At 72.1% G+C, this 17,896-nt stretch carries 14 protein-coding genes; all 14 read left to right on the top strand.

Features of this window, described 5'->3' with window-relative positions; translation table 11 throughout:
* The first annotated feature begins 4 nt into the window (after nucleotides 1-4).
* The 14 genes from casG to AC3YO9_RS09870 all read left to right on the top strand — a co-directional run bounded on the left by casG (nucleotide 5) and on the right by AC3YO9_RS09870 (nucleotide 17,892).
* The gene (gene casG, locus AC3YO9_RS09805; protein WP_489983003.1) at nucleotides 5-1,651 is read left to right on the top strand and encodes a steroid-24-oyl-CoA synthetase; all 1,647 of its coding nucleotides are present in this window, start codon (nucleotides 5-7) and stop codon (nucleotides 1,649-1,651) included.
* On the top strand, nucleotides 1,648-3,195 hold the full coding sequence (locus tag AC3YO9_RS09810) for an acyl-CoA carboxylase subunit beta (RefSeq protein ID WP_489983004.1): 1,548 nt from the start codon (nucleotides 1,648-1,650) through the stop codon (nucleotides 3,193-3,195). The genes casG and AC3YO9_RS09810 overlap by 4 nt, the downstream gene beginning before the upstream one ends.
* 65 nt (nucleotides 3,196-3,260) lie before the next feature.
* Nucleotides 3,261-5,486, top strand: a complete 2,226-nt coding sequence (locus tag AC3YO9_RS09815) for an acyl-CoA dehydrogenase family protein (protein WP_489983005.1) — start codon at nucleotides 3,261-3,263, stop codon at nucleotides 5,484-5,486.
* Nucleotides 5,487-5,823: 337 nt separating this feature from the next.
* Nucleotides 5,824-7,365 carry an ABC transporter substrate-binding protein gene (locus AC3YO9_RS09820; RefSeq protein ID WP_241248880.1) on the top strand — a complete coding sequence of 514 codons (1,542 nt, stop codon included), beginning with the start codon at nucleotides 5,824-5,826 and terminating at the stop codon, nucleotides 7,363-7,365.
* A 92-nt stretch (nucleotides 7,366-7,457) separates the two neighbouring features.
* Nucleotides 7,458-8,399 (top strand): ABC transporter permease, encoded by a 942-nt coding sequence (locus AC3YO9_RS09825; RefSeq protein ID WP_127783185.1) that lies wholly within the window; start codon nucleotides 7,458-7,460, stop codon nucleotides 8,397-8,399.
* Nucleotides 8,396-9,316, top strand: a complete 921-nt coding sequence (locus AC3YO9_RS09830) for an ABC transporter permease (RefSeq protein WP_127783184.1) — start codon at nucleotides 8,396-8,398, stop codon at nucleotides 9,314-9,316. Before AC3YO9_RS09825 ends, AC3YO9_RS09830 begins: the two co-directional genes overlap by 4 nt.
* Nucleotides 9,309-10,361, top strand: a complete 1,053-nt coding sequence (locus AC3YO9_RS09835; protein ID WP_127783183.1) for an ABC transporter ATP-binding protein — start codon at nucleotides 9,309-9,311, stop codon at nucleotides 10,359-10,361. Before AC3YO9_RS09830 ends, AC3YO9_RS09835 begins: the two co-directional genes overlap by 8 nt.
* Entirely contained in the window at nucleotides 10,361-11,200 is an 840-nt protein-coding gene (locus tag AC3YO9_RS09840) for an ATP-binding cassette domain-containing protein (protein WP_489983006.1), read from the top strand. Before AC3YO9_RS09835 ends, AC3YO9_RS09840 begins: the two co-directional genes overlap by 1 nt.
* Before the next feature lie 9 nt (nucleotides 11,201-11,209).
* On the top strand, nucleotides 11,210-11,938 hold the full coding sequence (locus AC3YO9_RS09845; protein WP_489983007.1) for a hypothetical protein: 729 nt from the start codon (nucleotides 11,210-11,212) through the stop codon (nucleotides 11,936-11,938).
* On the top strand, nucleotides 11,935-12,948 hold the full coding sequence (locus AC3YO9_RS09850; RefSeq protein WP_489983008.1) for an SDR family NAD(P)-dependent oxidoreductase: 1,014 nt from the start codon (nucleotides 11,935-11,937) through the stop codon (nucleotides 12,946-12,948). The genes AC3YO9_RS09845 and AC3YO9_RS09850 overlap by 4 nt, the downstream gene beginning before the upstream one ends.
* 72 nt (nucleotides 12,949-13,020) lie before the next feature.
* Nucleotides 13,021-14,199: an acyl-CoA dehydrogenase family protein gene (locus AC3YO9_RS09855; protein WP_489983009.1), complete on the top strand. Its 1,179-nt coding sequence runs from the start codon at nucleotides 13,021-13,023 to the stop codon at nucleotides 14,197-14,199.
* A gap of 48 nt (nucleotides 14,200-14,247) precedes the next feature.
* Nucleotides 14,248-15,393 (top strand): acyl-CoA dehydrogenase family protein, encoded by a 1,146-nt coding sequence (locus AC3YO9_RS09860; protein WP_489983010.1) that lies wholly within the window; start codon nucleotides 14,248-14,250, stop codon nucleotides 15,391-15,393.
* Nucleotides 15,383-16,624, top strand: a complete 1,242-nt coding sequence (locus tag AC3YO9_RS09865; protein ID WP_489983011.1) for a CaiB/BaiF CoA transferase family protein — start codon at nucleotides 15,383-15,385, stop codon at nucleotides 16,622-16,624. The genes AC3YO9_RS09860 and AC3YO9_RS09865 overlap by 11 nt, the downstream gene beginning before the upstream one ends.
* A complete protein-coding gene (locus AC3YO9_RS09870; protein ID WP_489983012.1) occupies nucleotides 16,621-17,892 on the top strand; it encodes a CaiB/BaiF CoA transferase family protein in 1,272 nt (423 codons plus the stop codon). Before AC3YO9_RS09865 ends, AC3YO9_RS09870 begins: the two co-directional genes overlap by 4 nt.
* Nucleotides 17,893-17,896 lie beyond the last annotated feature (4 nt).

Raw genomic sequence — 17,896 nt, forward strand, 5'->3', positions numbered from 1 at the left:
CACGATGACTGACCAGACCACGGCGTCGGACCCCCGCGCCGAGGCGATGGCCCGCCTGACCGCTCCCGGTCAGCGCTTCGAGCTCATCGAGGAGGACGTGCGCGGCAACCAGATGCAGGTCTTCGCCCAGCGTCACCGCAGCCTGCACGAGCTGTTGACGGAGTCGGCCGGCTACGGCGACCGCGAGTACCTGGTGTGCGACGACCTGCGCCTGACCTACACCGAGCACCTGCGCCGGGTGGCCTCCCTCAGCGCGGTGCTGCGGGACGAGCACGGCATCGGCAAGGGCGACCGGGTGGCCGTGCTGTCGGCCAACAACGCCGAGTGGGTCATCACCTTCTGGGCCGCCACCTCCCTCGGCGCCATCGTGGTGGGGATGAACTCGCTGTGGTCGGCGCGGGAGATCGCCTACGGGATGGAGCACTCCACGCCGTCGCTGGTGGTCGCCGACGCTCCCCGCCGCGAGCTGCTGGGCGAGGTGGACGTCCCGGTGCTGAGCATCGAGGCGGTGCGCGAGCTGTCGCTGGCCCACCCCGACGCGGAGCTGCCGCCGTGCGTGGTGGTGGAGGACGACCCCGCGGTGATCCTGTACACCAGCGGCACCACCGGCCGGGCCAAGGGCGCCACGCACTCGCACCGCAACCTCATCTGCGCCGTGGACTACTTCCGCATCAACGACGCGGTGGCCGCCGAGCTGGGCGTGCCGCAGGGTCCGCGTCGGTTCCTGCTCACCGGTCCGCTGTTCCACATCATGTCGCTGCACAACCTGGTGGTGCCGCGGCTGGCGTTCGGTGACGCCGCGGTGATCTACACCGGCCGCTTCGACCCCGACCGCATCCTGGGCCTCATCGAGCGCGAGCGCATCAACCAGTGGGGCGCGGTGCCCACCATGGCCAGCCGGCTGCTCGAGCACGGCGTGGACGGCTACGACCTGTCGTCGCTGAAGAGCTTCTCGCTCGGCTCCGCCCCGTCCTCGCCGGCGCTCAAGGCCGGCCTGCGGGAGCTGCTGCCCGTGGCCGGGAAGGCGCTGGGCACCACCTACGGGCTCACCGAGTCCAGCACCGCCGCCACCCTGGCCACCGCCGCCGACCTGGTGCGCAACCCCGAGTCGGTGGGCCGCGCCATCGTCACCGTGCAGGTGGAGGTCCGCGACGCGCTCGGCCAGGCGGTGCCCGACGGCACCGAGGGCGAGATCTACCTGCGCGGCCCGCAGGTGATGCTCGGCTACTGGAACAACCCCGAGGCCACCGCCGCGACCATCGACGAGCAGGGCTGGATGCGTACCGGCGACCTGGGCACGCTGCGCGACGGGGAGCTGCAGATGAGCAGTCGGCGGTCGGACCTCATCATCCGCGGCGGGGAGAACATCTACCCGGCCGAGGTGGAGGCCGCGATCATCGAGCACCCCGCCGTGCGCGAGTGCATCGTGGTGGGCGCGCCCAGCGAGGACCTCGGCCAGGAGGTGGCCGCCATCGTGGTGGTGCCCGACCTGTCGGTCACCGCCGAGGAGCTCACCGCGTTCGTGGCTGAGCGCATCGCCCGCTACAAGGTCCCCGCGCGGTGGCTGGTCACCGACGAGGAGCTGCCCCGCAACGCCACCGGCAAGGTGATGCGCAAGGCTCTGCCTACCGCCGTCGGCACCGCCCAGTGACGGTGGGGGAGAACCGCGCGGCCTGGGGTCCGCTGCTGGACACCCTCGCCCGCCGCCAGGCCGCCGCCCGGGTGATGGGTGGGCCGGAGAAGCTGGCCCGCTACCGCGCCACCGGCCGGGTGGACGCCCGCGCCCGCGTGCGGGCCCTGCTGGACACCGACACCTTCGTCGAGCTCGGCGCGCTGGCCGGCGACGGCACCGCGTCCGCCGACAAGCCCGTGCCGGCCGACGCCTTCGTGGCCGGGTCCGGGCTGGTGGACGGGCGCCCGGTGCTGGTGGGCTCGGAGGACTTCACCGTCGCCGGCGGGTCCATCGGCACCGCCGCCGCCACCAAGCGGGCCCGCATCGCCGCGCTGGCCCAGCAGGAGCGGGTGCCGCTGGTGATGATGCTGGAGGGCGCCGGGCACCGGGCCACCAACGCGCTGCACCCGCACCGGCCTGCCCCCAACGACCTGCAGGCGCTGAGCGAGCTGGCCGGTCTGGTGCCCACCGTCGCGGTGGTCACCGGCCCGTCGGCCGGGCACGGCGCGCTGGCCGCCCCGATGTCGGACTACGTGGTGATGGTGGACGGTGACGCGTCGCTGTTCACCGCCGGCCCACCCCTGGTGGCCGCCTCGCTGGGCGAGCAGGTCAGCAAGGAGGAGCTCGGTGGTCCCGCCGTGCACGCCGTGGCCAGCGGGCTGGCGCACGCCGTCGCCGCGGACGTCGAGGAGGCCCTCGAGCTGACCCGCACCTACCTCTCGTACTTCCCGACCAACGCCTGGAGCCGCACCCCCGACGCCGGACCCGCGGAGGGCAACGACGACGTGGGGGAGCGGGTGCTGGAGGAGCTGCTCGACCTGGTTCCGCCCAACCCTCGCCGGCCCTACGACATGCACGCGGTGCTGGCCGAGCTGGTGGACGAGGACAGCCTGTTCGAGGTGCAGCCCCAGCACGGGCCCTCCATGATCACCGCGCTGGCGCGGCTGGGCGGGACCGCCGTGGCCATCGTGGCCAACCAGCCGCTGGTGCTGGCCGGCGCCCTGGACGTGGCGGCGGCGAGCAAGGCCGCCCGCTTCATCGAGTGCACCAGCGCGTTCCACCTGCCGCTGGTGCAGCTGGCCGACAACCCCGGCGTGCTGGCGGGCAGCGCCTCCGAGCGGGCCGGCATCCTCCGGGCCGCCGCGCGGATGTTCGCCGCGCAGCACCGGGCCGGGGTGCCCAAGCTGCACGTCACCGTGCGCAAGGCCTTCGGGTTCGGCAGCTCGGTGATGGGGCAGAACGCCTTCGACGCCCAGACCGTGTCGCTGGCCTTCCCCGACGCCATGCTCGGCGGGATCCCGGCCGCCGTGGGCGGTGCCACCGCCAAGGAGGACGCCGGTACCCAGCAGGCGCTGGTGGACAACGAGGCCGCCGGTCCGTGGCGGCTGGCGAGCACCGTCACCTACGACGACGTGATCGACCCGCGCCAGCTGCGCAACGCGCTGCTGGCCGGGCTGCGACTGGCCCAGGGACGCCGCAGCGCCCCGGTGGGCCCGGTCCAGCGCACCGGGTACCTGCCCTGAGCCGGTCGGCTCGTACCCCAAAGTCCTGATCCCTTTCCACCTACCATCTTTTGGAGCCGTGCACAGTGGCCATCTCCCTCACCCAGGACCACGAGGACCTCGCCCAGTCGGTCGCCGCGTTCGCGCAGCGCCACGCACCCATCGACACCACCCGCGCCGGTGCCGACGAGCTGGCCAAGGGCGCCACGCCCAGCTGCTGGGCGCCGCTGGTGTCGCAGGGCCTGCACGCGGTGCACCTGCCGGAGGAGGTCGGTGGGGACGGCGCCGGTCTGCTGGAGCTGGCCATCATCGTGGAGCAGCTGGGCCAGGCGCTGGTCCCGGGCGGGTACCTGCCCACCCTGCTGACCAGTGCGGTGCTCACCCAGGCCACCGCCACCGAGGCGGTCAGCACGGCCCTGCGCAGCCTGGCCGAGGGGGCCGTGGCGGCGCTGGTGCACGACGCGACGGGGCTCACCGCCACCGCCGACCCGAGCGGGTGGGTCCTGCGCGGGCGGTCCGTGCCGGTGCTCGGCCTGCCCGGTGCCGACGTGGTGGTGGTGGCGGTCCGGGACACCGCCGACCAGCAGCCCCGCTGGTTCGTGCTGCGGGCGGAACAGCTGGGCGCGGCGGTGCACACCGACGCCGGGGTGGACCTCACCCGCTCGCTGGGCCACCTGGAGCTGGACGGGCTCACCGTGCCCGGTTCCGCCGTGCTCGAGGGGCTCACCGCCGAGGCGGTGGACGTGGTGGTGCTGGCCCTGCTCGCCGCCGAGGCGAGCGGCATCGCCCGCTGGTGCCTGGACACCGCGGTGGAGCACGTGAAGGTGCGCCACCAGTTCGGCCAGGCGCTGGGCACGTTCCAGGCCGTGCAGCACAAGGCCGCCCACCTGCTGCTGCGCGCGGAGAAGGCCAGCGCCTCGGCGTGGGACGCCGCCCGCGCGCTGGAGCACGAGCCCGCCCAGCAGCGCCTCGCCGCGGCCCAGGCCGCTGTCACCGCGCTGCCCGCGGCCGTCGAGGCCGCGGTGGAGTGCGTGACCCTGCTGGGCGCCGTCGGCTTCACCTGGGAGCACGACGTGCACCTGTACTGGCGCCGGGCCATGAGCATCCGGGCGATCGCCGGGGCCGACGCGGTGTGGCAGCAGCGCCTGGGCGTGGCCGCGCAGCAGGCAGCCCGAGACTTCAGCATCGAGCACGACACCGACAGCAGCGACTTCCGCGCGCAGGTGTCTGCCGCGCTGGACGAGGTCGCCGCACTGCCTGCCGACGTCCCCGCGGTGGCGGACAGCCAGCACCGGGTGGGCCCGCGCCGGCAGCGGCTGGCCGAGCTCGGCTACCTCGGCGCACACTGGCCGCAGCCCTACGGCATCGGCGCCAGCACCACCCAGCAGCTGGTGCTCACCGAGGAGCTGCGCGCCCGCAGCATCCAGGCGCCGGACCTCATCATCGGCGAGTACGCGATGGCGGCGCTGATCAAGCACGGCACGCAGGAGCAGAAGGACCGCTTCGTGCACGCCACCCTGCGGGGCGACCTGGTGTGGTGCCAGCTCTTCAGCGAGCCCGGCGCGGGCTCCGACCTCGCCGGCCTGAGCACCAGGGCCACCAAGGTCGAGGGGGGCTGGAAGATCCAGGGCCAGAAGGTGTGGAACACCATGGCGCACCAGGCTGACTGGGGCATCTTGCTGGCGCGCACCGACCCCGACGCCCCCAAGCACAAGGGCATCTCCTACTTCCTGGTGGACATGACCTCACCCGGGATCACCGTCCGGCCGCTGAAGCAGGCCACCGGCAGGGCGGAGTTCAACGAGGTGTTCCTGGACGAGGTCTTCGTGCCCGACGCCAACCTGGTGGGCGAGCCCGGTGGCGGCTGGAAGATCACCCTCACCACGCTGGCCACCGAGCGGCTGAACATGGCCACCACCCGGCTGGGCCACGGCACGTCGGCGCACCTGCGCGAGGCCATCGGCAGCGGGGCGCTGGCCGCGCCGGAGGAGGAGGTGCTGCGGGTGCTGGGCCGGCTCACGGCCGCCGAGATCACCCTCGGGGCGCTGAACCTGCGCGGGATGTTCCTGCAGCTGCTGGGCCGCAGCGCCGACGCCAACAACAGCGTGACCAAGGTGTCCGGAGCCCTCGCCCAGCGATCCGGGTCCGAGGCCACCCTCGCGCTGCTCGGCCCGGCCGGCGCGCTGGCCACCAGCCCGGGCAACACCAACGTCGACCACCTGGGTCTGCCGGCCATCCTCTTCGGTGGTGGCACGGTGGAGATCCAGCTGAACATCCTCGCGCAGCGGGTGCTGGGGCTGCCGCGGGCCTAGCGCCACCAGCCCCGTGCGACAGCGTGGCACCCCAGCGGGGTGCCGCGCTGGGGCGCGTGAGAGGCGTTGCCCACCAGGCGTTTTGGTTACGGTCTCTAGTTCTGTCCCGCCCAGCGGAATCTAGCGGCGTGCGCGCGTGTGCCCCGAGCCACACTGCATCCATCCAGGCATGCCACACTTATCGATAGTTCCTAATAGAACTATGTGTAGTTGAAACATGTTGCAGTGCAACCTGGTCCGGCGCACGCGTGCCGAGCTCCAGGCAGGACGCAGATCCCGCAGATCGTCGAGAGGAAGACCATTGAGAGCCGGTTGGATCCGTAGAGGAACGGGAGTGGTGGCCGTCTCGCTGGCGGCGACGCTGCTGGCCGCAGGCTGTGGCGCGGGCGAGGAGACCTCCGCCACCGCGCCCGCTGCTGACGCGCAGGTCGACCCCAACGCGGTGCTCAAGGTCGCCGCCTCGGCGCCCACGCGCAACCTCGATCCCTACCTGCAGACCAGCTACGGCGGCTGGGGCTACATCTCCGCCGTCTACGACCGCCTGGTGCTGGTGGACGACAAGGACAAGCTCGTCCCCGGCGTGGCCACCTCCTGGGAGTTCGCCAAGGACGGGTCCTCGCTGGAGCTGAAGCTGCGCGACGACGTGAAGTTCCACGACGGCACCCCGTTCGACGCCGCCGCAGTCGCCGCCAACATCAAGCGCGGGCAGACCCTGAAGGGCAGCACCGTGGTGGCTGCGCTGAAGGACGTCACCTCCGTCGACGTCGTCAACCCCACCACCGCTCGGCTGAACCTGGCCAAGGGCACCGGCGTGGACCTGCCGGGTCTGTTCAGCACCAACGTGGGCATGATGATCAGCCCCAAGGTGATCGAGGCCGGCACCGACATCCAGAACCAGCCGGGCAACGCCGGCTCGGGCCCCTACCTGGTGTCCAGCTACACCCCCGGCGAGAAGCTGTCGCTGAAGAAAGCCCCGGGCACCTACTGGGACCCCAAGGCCGGCCGACTGGGCGGCATCGAGCTGCAGTGGACCGCCGACGCCTCCACCCGCCTCAACGGCACGCGCACCGGCGCCACCGACCTGACCTGGGTCAGCTCGGCCAACGAGCTCGTGCAGGCCAAGGACCTGGCCAAGCAGGGCGGCCTGGTGGTGAACACCGTGGAGTTCCGCAACGTGCTCAGCGTGATGCTGCGTGCCCGCGGTGACCTGGCCAAGCCGGAGATTCGCGAGGCGGTGGCCCGGGCGGTCAACCCCCAGGCCATCAGCGCGCTGTTCTCCGACACCTGCTCGCCCTACCGCCAGCTGGAGCCCTCCTCCAGCTGGGCCACCGACCAGGGCTACCAGTACCCGTACGCCTACGACGAGGCCAAGGCCAAGGAGCTGGTGGCGGCCAACGGTCCGGCGAAGATCGCGCTGACCTTCGGGGCGGGCACCAACACCGAGCAGCCGGCCAACGTCATCCAGTCCGAGCTCAGCAAGGTGGGCTTCAACGCCGAGCTCAACCCGGTGCCCAACACGGTCAACGAGCCTCGCTACATCGCCGGCGACTTCGAGGCCATGGTCACCAACAGCTACAGCCCCAAGGTCGACCCAGCGGAGACGGTGAAGACCTTCGTGACCGGTGCCTACAAGATGGGCAACGACAACCCGGAGATCCTCAAGCTCGCCGCCGAGGCATCCGACCCGACGAAGTCCCAGGACGAGCGCGGCGCGCTGTACAAGAAGATCTGGTCGCTGACCCTGGACGAGGCGCTGGTCATCCCCATCTGCCACCAGACCAACGCGACGGTCGCCAGCCCCAAGGTCATCGGCGCTGACAACATGCCCTGGGTCAACACCGGCATCTTCGACCTCCGCTACGTGGCCATGACCTCCTGAGTCACCGGTCTGACTCACCACTCACCCACACGGCCCGGCCTGCGCCGGGCCGTGTGGGCACCGCTCTCGTGCGCACCTGGTAAGGGGTTGTGATGCTGCGCTACTCCGGCAAGCGGCTGCTGACAGCGATACCGCTGTTGCTCGTCGTCCCGCTGCTGATCTTCTTTCTGATCGACCTGTCCCCGGGTGATCCCGCGGTCATCCTGGCCGGGGAGAACCCGACACCGGAGCGGCTGGCCGCCATCCGAGAGTCGTTGCAGCTCGACCACAACGTGTTCATCCGCTACCTGGACTGGGTGGGTGGGGTGCTGCAGGGCGACCTGGGCATGTCCTACATCTCCAACCAGACGGTGTCCGACCTGCTGTTCCGGCGGATGGGCACCACCATGTCGCTGGTGCTCTTCGCCATGGTGGTGGCCGTGCTCGTCGGCGCCATCCTCGGCACCGTCGCCTCGCTGCGGCCCGGCGGCATCGTCGACCGCGCGGTCAACGTCATCGCCTCCATCGCCATCGCCATCCCGGCGTTCTGGTTCGGGCTGGTGCTGGTGGCCATCTTCGCGGTGAGCCTGCGGGCACTGCCGGCATCGGGCTTCAGCCCGCTGTCGGAGGGGTTCACCCCCTGGATTCGGCACCTGGTGCTTCCCGGCATCGCCCTGGGGCTGCTGCCGGCCGCCGAGGTCACCCTGCAGCTGCGCGCGTCGCTGGTGCAGGTGCTCAAGAGCGACTACGTGCTCAACGCCCGGGCCAAGGGGCTCAGCCCGGTCAGCGTGGTGATCAAGCACGGCATGAAGAACGCGCTCATCCCGGTGGCCACCGTGCTGGGCATCCGGGTGTCGGAGGTGCTCGGTGGCGCCGTCACCATCGAGATCATCTACAACATGCCCGGCCTGGGCAGCATGGCGGTGGAGGCCGTGCAGAACCGGGACATCCCCGTGCTGCTCGGCTTCGTCCTGTTCACCACCGTGGTGGTGGTGCTGGTCAACCTGGTCGTGGACATCTCCTACGGCTACTTCAACCCCAAGGTGCGCGCATGAGCGACACGACGTCCCTGGCCAAGGGACCTGTCTCCCCGTCCGAGACCGACCCGACCGACACCCCGGTGGCGCTCCGCGGCGGTGCGCTGCGCTCCATCGTGCGGCGGCCGGTCACCGTGGTGGCAGGACTGTTCGTCCTCGCCGTCGTGGTGATGGCGATCTTCGCCCCGCTGCTCGCCCCGCACGACCCGCTCGCGCAGGAGGTGGTCAACCGGCTCAAGTCCCCGAGCGGGGCGCACCTGCTGGGCACCGACGACTACGGCCGTGACGTGCTCAGCCGGATCATCCACGGCGCCCGCATCTCGCTGTCGGCATCGCTGCAGGCGGTGGCGGTGGCGATGCTGCTCGGCTTCCCGCTCGGCGTGCTCGCCGGCTACCTCGGCGGCTGGGTGAGTGCCGTGACCACCAAGGTGATGGACGCGCTGATGAGCGCCCCGTCGCTGGTGCTTGCCATCACCATCGTCGCCGTGCTCGGTGCCAGCATCACCAACGCCATGTTCGCCGTCGGCCTGGTGATGGCACCGCGGTTCTTCCGCGTGGCCCGGGCGTCCACCATGGACGTCCGCCACGAGACCTACATCGAGGCGGCCATCGCCCTGGGCTGCCGCCCGCTGCGCACCATCGGCCGGCACATCCTGCCCAACGTGCTGCCCCCCATCGTGCTGGTGATCTCGGTGTCGCTGGGTTCGGCGGTGGCCGCCGAGGCCAGCCTGAGCTTCCTGGGCCTGGGCGCGAAGCCGCCGGCCGCCAGCTGGGGCTCGATGCTGAGCACCGCCGCCTCGAACATGCAGGGCGCACCGCACCTGGTGTGGCCCCCCGGAGTGATGATCTTCCTGACCGTCCTGGCGTTCACCTACCTCGGTGACGGGGTGCGCCGTGCCATGGTCCGCAGCCGCAGTGGAGGCGACAGTGCCTGAGAGCCCGCTCGAGACGACCAAGACCGCGACCGTCGCGGCGGCGGAGCAGCCGCTGCTGCGGGTGCGCGACCTGACCGTGCAGTTCCCGGCGGCCGGCCGCAGCTGGGTCACCGCCGTGGATGGCGCGTCCTTCGACGTGCGGCCCGGGGAGTCGGTGGCCCTGGTGGGCGAGTCCGGCTCCGGCAAGACGGTGTCCTCGCTGGCCGTGATGGGCCTGACCGGGGCCACCGGCGGACGCATCTCCGCCGGGTCGGTGGAGTTCGAGGGTCGTGACCTGACCGCGCTGCCCGAGCGCGAGTGGCGCAAGCTCCGCGGCGCCGGGATGGGCATGATCTTCCAGCAGCCCATCCGCAGCCTGAACCCGGCCTACACGGTGGGGGACCAGATCGCGGAGTCGGTGCGCCGCCACATGGGGCTCAACCGCAAGCAGGCACGGGCCCGCGCCGTGGAGATGCTCGAGCTGGTGCAGATCCCGCGCGCCGCCCAGCGGGTGGACGAGTACCCGCACGCCTTCAGCGGCGGCATGTGCCAGCGCGTGATGATCGCGATGGTGATGGCCTGCAACCCCAAGCTGCTCATCGCCGACGAGCCGACCACCGCCCTGGACGTCACCGTGCAGGCCAAGATCCTGCAGCTGCTGCGCGAGCTGCAGGAGCAGACCGGGGTGTCGCTGCTGTTCGTCAGCCACGACCTCGCGGTGGTGGCCGAGCTGTGCCAGCGGGTCGTGGTGATGTACGCCGGCGAGGTGATCGAGGACGGCGACGTCGACGACATCTTCTTCCGCCCGCAGCACCCGTACACCTCCGGCCTGCTCGCGGCCATCCCGCAGCCGGGCACCATGACCGACCGGCGCCTCGTCGCCATCCCCGGTGGCATCCCCGCCGCCGGTGAGTGGCCCACCGGCTGCCGCTTCGCCGCCCGCTGCCCGCACGCCCAGCCCGGGCGCTGCGACAGCGAGCATCCCCCGCTGATCAGCGCGGGACCCACCGACCAGGCCCGGTGCGTGCGCCTGGGTGAGCTCGCCCTGCAGGGAGTGACGATCTGATGAGCCTGCTCGAGGTCCGCAACGTCTCCAAGTCCTTCTCCTCCGGCCGCGACCTGCTGGGCCGCAAGTCCCGCTGGTCGCACGCCGTGCAGGACGTCAGCTTCAGCCTGGAGCGCGGGGAGTGCCTGGCCGTGGTGGGGGAGTCCGGCGCGGGAAAGTCCACCGTCGGGCGCATCGTGCTGCGCCTCATCGAGCCCGACACCGGCAGCATCACCTTCGACGGTGCTGACGTGCGGGCGGCCAAGGCCGGCGAGCTGCGCCGGATGCGCCGCGGCATGCAGATGATCTTCCAGGACCCGCACAGCTCGCTGGACCCGCGGATGACCGTGGGCGAGGCGGTCGCCGAGGCGCTGGTGGTGCACACCGACCTGGACCGCGCCGCGCGGACCAAGAAGGTCAGCGCCATGCTCGACCGCGTGGGCATCGGCTCGCGCTACCTCAGCCGCTACCCCGCCGAGCTCTCCGGCGGGCAGCTGCAGCGCGTGGCGATCGCGCGGGCGCTGACCCTGGACCCGAAGATGATCGTGTGCGACGAGCCAGTGGCCGCGCTCGACGTCTCGGTGCGCGCCCAGGTGCTCAACCTGCTGCGCGACCTGCAGGAGGAGCTGGGGGTGGCGTACCTGTTCGTCTGCCACGACCTTGCCCTGATCGAGGTGATCGCCGACCGGGTGATGGTGATGGCCGGCGGCAAGGTGGTGGAGACCGGCGACGTGCAGCAGATCTTCACCGACCCGCAGCAGGAGTACACCCGCGCCCTGCTCGAGGCCATCCCGGTGCCGGTGCCCCGCGCCGCCCGGCTGGCCGCCGAAGCCGTCCCGAGCCCGTCGCTGAGCAGCTAGGAGAACCCCGTGCCGCCAGCCGTGACGCCGGACCAGGCCCGCACCGTGCGCCGAGAGACCGCGGAGGGGCAGTTCCTGATGAGCGACTTCCTCGGCCGCCACGACCGGCTGGACGGCGAGGACGGCTACCAGGCCTACCTGGTCACCCAGCAGGCGCCGCTGCTGCGCCCGCACTTCCACGAGGTGGACCAGTTCCAGGTGGTGGTGGGCGGTCGCGGCCGGCTGGGCCGCGACGAGGTGGGTGTCGGCGTCGTCCACTACAGCGACGGGCACACCCCCTACGGGCCGATCACCACCGACGACCCGGACGGGCTCGCGTACTTCACCCTGCGCCTGGACGCGGCCACCGGGCTGAGCTACATGCCGGAGTCGCGGGAGCGGACCGTCCGCGGCGGCGAGCACTTCACCGCGCTGGCCACCCCGGAGGGTGCGGCGGCGTCACTGCTGGCCCAGACCTCGCGGGGCGCGCAGGCCTGGGCGGCTCGGCTGGGTCCGGGCCAGTCCCTGGCGCCGGAGCTGGTCGCGCTGACCGGACGGGGCTACGTGGTGGTGCTCTCCGGTGCGCTCACCCAGGACGGCCGTGAGCTGCCACCGCGCACGCTGGTGCCGTTTGCCGACGGCGCCAAGCTGGCCACGCTGCGGGCCGGCACCGAGGCCGCGACCCTCGCCGTGGTGCGCTTCGCCACCGCGGCGTCTGTCGGCGGAGCCCGCCCCCTTGGACAGCAGGAGCCGCGATGAGCCAGGACAGCACCGCCCGCTCCACCGACACCGCCCGCTCCACCGACACCGCCCGCACCACCGACGACGCCCGCACCACCGACGACGTGCTGTCCGGTGTGGACCTCACCGGCCGGACGGTGGTGGTCACCGGGGCCAGCGCGGGGCTGGGCCTGGAGACCGCCCGCGCCCTCGCCGCGGCCGGTGCCCGAGTGGTGCTGGCCTCGCGCAACCCGGAGAAGTCCGCCGCCGCGCTGCAGAGCATCCTGGACCGCCATCCCGCGGCCGACCTGGAGCACGTCGAGCTGGACCTGACGTCGCTGGCCAGCGTGCGTGCCGCTGCCCAGCAGATCCTCGCCCGGCACCGCGAGATCCACGTGCTGGTGAACAACGCGGGCGTGATGTTCACCCCGTTCGAGCGCACCGCGGACGGCTTCGAGCTGCAGCTGGGCACCAACCACCTGGGTCACTTCCTGCTCACCGAGCTGCTCACCCCCGCGCTGGTGGCGGGTGCCCCTTCTCGGGTGGTGGTGCTCAGCTCCGCCGGGCACAGCCTCGGGGCCGTGGACTTCGACGACCCCTGCTACCTGCGCCGGCCCTACGACAAGTTCGAGGCCTACGGGCAGGCCAAGACGGCCAACGCGTTGTTCGCCCTCGAGCTGAACCGGCGGCTGGAGCCCAGCGGGGTGCGGGCCTACTCGGTGCACCCCGGCATCATCGTCACCGAGCTGGCGCGCTACATGGACGAGGCCGACCTGGCCGAGATGGTGCGGCTGACCAAGCTCAACCGTCCGCCCCGGGACCCCGCCGCCGCGGGTGCGGCTCGGCCGGCGCGCAGCGGCATGCGCTACGGCACCGTGCCGGTCGGCGCCGCCACCACGGTGTGGGCGGCCACCGCGCCCGAGCTGGACCAGCACGGCGGCGCGTACCTGGCTGACTGCGCACTGGGCCGCGCCCGCCCGCACGCCAGCGACCCCGAGCTCGCCGCCCGGCTGTGGGCGTTGTCGGAGGAGCTGATCGCCCGGGCGTGACCCCTGGCACAGCAACTGCTAGATTCTCTAGCAATGTGCCTAATAGGCATACCTTCTCCGGAACGGACGGGCATGGACTTCGAGCTTGACGCCGACCAGCGAGCCTGGCGCGAGGAGGTGCGAGTCTTCCTGCGCGAGAACGTCACTCCCGAGCTGCGGGCCGAGATGGCCGTGCACGACCTCGAGGCCCCACAGGGCGAGGTCACCCGCTTCCGCAAGAAGATCGGGGACAAGGGCTGGTTCGGGCTGAACTGGCCAGCGGAGCTGGGCGGGCTCGGCCTGGGGCCGGTCTACCAGCACCTGCTGGTCAGCGAGTTCGAGTACTGGGGGGTGCCGGGTCCGGACCTCACGGTCACCTCCGTGGCGCCGATGATCATGCGGCACGGCACCGAGCGCAACCGCTCCGAGTTCCTGCCGCCCATCGCCCGCGGCGAGATGACCTGCGCGGTCGGCTACTCCGAGCCCGGCGCTGGCACCGACCTGGCCAGCCTGCGCACCCGCGCGGTCCTGGACGGCGACGAGTGGGTGATCAACGGGTCGAAGATCTGGAACTCGATGGCCCAGCGGGTCACCCACGAGTGGCTGTGCGTGCGCACCGACACGGAGGTGCCCAAGCACAAGGGCATCTCGGTGATCATCGTGCCGATCGACGCCCCCGGCGTCACCATCCGTCCGATCATCTCCTGGTCGGACTACCGCACCAACGAGACCTTCTTCGACAACGTGCGGGTGCCGGCGACCAACCTCATCGGCGAGGTCAACCGGGGCTGGCAGTACATCACCGGCGCGCTGGACCTCGAGCGTGGCGCGCTCACCAACGCCGGCGACCTGCGCCGCGCGGTGGACGACCTGCTCGAGCTGGCGCGGCTGCCCCGCGAGGACGGCACCCGGCCGGTGGAGGACGCCGACGTGCGCCGCCAGCTGGCCCAGCTGGACGCTGACGTCGAGGTGGCGCAGCTGATGGGCTTCGAGGCTTCCTCGCTGCTCGACAGCGGCACCATCCCCTCGGTGCTGGTCAGCTCGGAGAAGATCTTCTCCAGCGAGCTGCGCCAGCGCATCGCCGACGTCGCCACCGGGCTGCTCGGCCCCGCCGGCGTGCTGGCCCACCGCAGCGAGTACGCGCCCGCCGGTGGCAAGTTCGAGCGGCTCTACCGGGCCGCGCCACTGCTGCGCTTCGGCGCCGGCACCAACGAGGTGCTGCGGGACGTGATCGCCCAGCGCGGCCACCGCCTGCCCAGCTACGGACGCTGACGAGCCCGCTCGCCCACACTGCCGCTGCCCTGCAGCGCGAGGAGAACCATGAAGATCGTTCCCACCCAGGACCAGCTGGACCTGCAGGCCACGCTGCGGTCGGTGCTGGCCAAGCACTGCCCGACCACCCTCGTCCGCGAGCTGCGCGACCCCGCAGCCGACGCCTGGCCCAAGCAGCTGGCGGCTGCCCTGGCCGACGTCGGCGCACTGGGCCTGGCCACCGACGAGGCGCACGGCGGAAGCGGGGCCGGCCTCTACGAGCTGGGGCTGTTCTTCGCCGAGGCCGGCCGGGCGCTGTGCCCCAGCAGCATCTACAGCAGCCTGCTGCTGGGCGTCGCGCTCGGGCGGCTGGGCACCCCCGCGCAGCAGGAGCGCCACCTGCCCGCGCTGGCCGCCGGTGAGCTGCGGGCCACCACCGCGATCAGCAACCCCGCCGATGCCGGTGACGTGCGCCCGGTGCTGACGGCGGTGCCGGCCGAGGGCGGGGGCTGGGCGCTCAGCGGCACCCTGCCGTTCGTGGTCAACGCCGAGGGCGCCGAGGTGGTCCTGGTGACGGCCAGGGCCACGGTCTACGCCGAGCCCACCCGCACCCTCGGGTTCCTGGTGGACCCGACCGCGGCGGGCTGGCAGGCGCAGGCGCTGGAGACCATGTCGGGGGAGCGGGTGAGCCGGGTGGTGCTCATCGACGTGCTGGTGCCCGCCACCGCCGTGCTGGCGGGCCAGGACGGTCGCGGCCTCAGCACCGACGACCTTCGCTGGGTGGCCAACGCCGCGGTCGCGCTGCAGTGCATGGAGATGGTGGGCGGCACCGCAGCGGTGCTGGACCAGACCGTCGCCCACATCAGCACCCGTGAGCAGTTCGGCCGCCCCATCGGCAGCTTCCAGGCAGCCCAGCACCTGGTGGCCGACATCCACATCGCCCTGGACGCCGCGCGCCTGGCCGCGCACAGCGCCGTGTGGTGGCTGGGTCGCGGCGAGTGCGCCACCCGGCCGGTGGCCATCGCCACCATGCGGTGCAACGAGGCCTACAAGTGGGCCACCCTCAACGCCCACCAGCTGCACGGCGGCATGGGGTACGTGCGGGAGACCGACCTGCACCTGTGGTCCGAGCGCGCCAAGACCACCGAGGTCTGGGGCGGCACCGCCGACGTCGCGGCCCGGTGGCTGCAGGAGGAGCTGGGTCTTGTCCACTGACGAAGCTCTCACTGACGATCAGTCCACCCAGGACCGAACCCGTCCGCGCCAGGCCCTGCAGGACCTGCGGGTGCTCGACCTGTCCCGCTGGGTGGCGGGGGAGTACGCCACCAAGCTGTTCGCCGACTTCGGCGCCGACGTGGTCAAGGTGGAGAAGCCCGGCCAGGGCAGCCTCACCCGGCACTGGGGACCCTTCCCCGACGACGTGCCCGACCCGGAGCGCAGCGCGCTGTTCCTGCACCTGAACACCAACAAGCGCTCCGTGGCGCTCGACCTCACCGACGCCGGCGACCGGGAGCTGCTGCTGGAGCTGGTGGCCAGCTCCGACGCGGTGGTGGAGTCCTTCCGCCCCGGCCACCTGGAGCGCCTCGGGCTGGGTCCGGACGTGCTGCGGGCGCGCAACCCCAAGCTGGTGCTCACCCGGATCAGCGCCTTCGGCCAGACCGGTCCCCACCGCGACCGCGAGGCCACCGGCCTGGTGCTGCAGGCCGCGGGTGGTCCGATGAACGCCACCGGCGCTGCCGACCGCGCCCCGCTGCGCAAGCCCGGCCTGCTGGAGCACTACACCGTGGGCCGCACCGCCGGGGAGGCCACCATGGCGGGCATCTTCCAGGCCCGCCGCACCGGCACCGGCTCGGTGATCGACGTCTCCGGCCAGGAGGTGCTGCTCTCCGGCGCCGACCGCCGCGCGTCCTACCTGGTCTCTGCGGCCTACTCCGGGATGGTCGCCCCGCGGGGGGTGCGCAGCCCGCACCGCCACGGCGCCACCTTCACCGGGCCGTTCCGCACCAGCGACGGCTTCGTGATGGTCTACGTCACCAACCAGGCCTTCTGGAACCGTCTGGTCGACCTGATCGGCGCCGACGCCCCGGAGTTCCACGCCCGCTTCCACGGCCGCCAGACCGTGATGGGTGCCGATCGGGAGGACTTCCTGGCCCACGTGGCCGCGTGGTGCGCGGTGCGGACCAAGCTGGACGTGATGGAGCGGGCCGAGGCCGCCCGCATCCCGGTGACCGCCTACCTGCAGGTCTCCGAGCTGTTGCAGCACGAGCACTTCCGCGGGCGGGACGCCTTCGTCCGCGCCGAGCACCCGGTGGCCGGGAGCCTGGAGTACACCGGGGCGCCGTGGCGGATGCGCCACGGGTTCCGGCTGCGCACCACCGCGCCGCTGCTGGACCAGCACGGTGCTGACATCAGGAGCGCCGACATCAGGAAGCAGGTGCAGGCATGAGCGGCCCGTTGGACGGCATCCGGGTGATCGACCTGACGGTGGTGTGGTCCGGACCCGGCGCCACCGCGCTGCTGGGCGACCTGGGCGCGGAGGTGATCCGGCTGGAGGGCAACAACCGCACCAGCCGACAGGTCTCCGCGCGCACCACCAAGGAGCTCATCGCCCAGACCGGCTACCACGGCGGCACCTACCCGGAGAAGGACCCCGGCGAGCGTCCCTACGACCGCACGGCGCTGTTCACCTGGCACTCCCGCAACAAGCTCTCCGCGTGCATGAACCTGGAGACGCCCGAGGGGCACGCGGCGGCGCTGGAGCTGCTGAAGATCAGCGACGTGCTGGTGGAGAACAACACCAACGGCACGCTGGAGAAGCTGGGGCTGGGCCACGAGCAGCTGCTGGAGCTCAACCCGCGGCTGGTGGTCGCCCGGATGCCCCCGCTGGGGATGACCGGTCCGATGAGCGGCTACCTCGGCTACGGGCCCAACTTCAACTCCCTGGTGGGCATCGCCGCGATGGACGGCTACGAGGGCGAGGAGCCGGACTCCGCCGGGGAGAACTACCACATGGACGAGGCCGCGCCGGCGGGGCTGGCGTTCGCGGTGATGGCCGCGCTGTGGGACCGGGAGAGCACCGGCGAGGGCGGCCTCATCGAGTTCGCCCAGGCGGAGAACGTGATGGCCGAGATCGGCGAGCACGTGCTGGACCAGCAGGTGAACGGCCGTGACCCGCAGGTGCTGGGCAACACCGACCCGCACGTGCTGCAGGACGTGTTCCTCAGCGCCGACCACGACCGGTGGGTAGCCATCAGCGTCCGCGACGACGCCGACTGGGCCGCCCTGGTGGGGGTGCTCGAGCTGGACGATCTCGCCGAGCTGGGGTCCACCGCGGCGCTGCGCACGGAGCACTCCCGAGCCATCCGCGACCGGATCGCGGAGTGGGCCCGGGCGCGCTCGGCGGTGTCCATCGTGGACGAGCTGCAGGCGGCGGGGGTGCCGGCCGGTGAGGTGATGGCCGAGGACCGGCTGCTCGTCGACGAGCACCTGGCGGCCCGCGGCTTCTTCCAGGAGCGCAGCCACCCCTCGGTGGGCACCTACCGCTACCCCGGACACCCGTGGCGCGCCGAGGGCCTCGACCTGGCCTTCGGCCGGGTGGTGCCCGGCTTCGGCGAGGACAACGCCTACGTCTACCAGACCTTGCTGGGCTACTCCGACGACGACTACGCCGACCTGGTGCGGCGCGGACTCGTCACCGACCACCAGATCGCTTGAAGGG

The sequence above is a fragment of the Rhodococcus sp. Z6_132 genome (genome assembly GCF_058133635.1).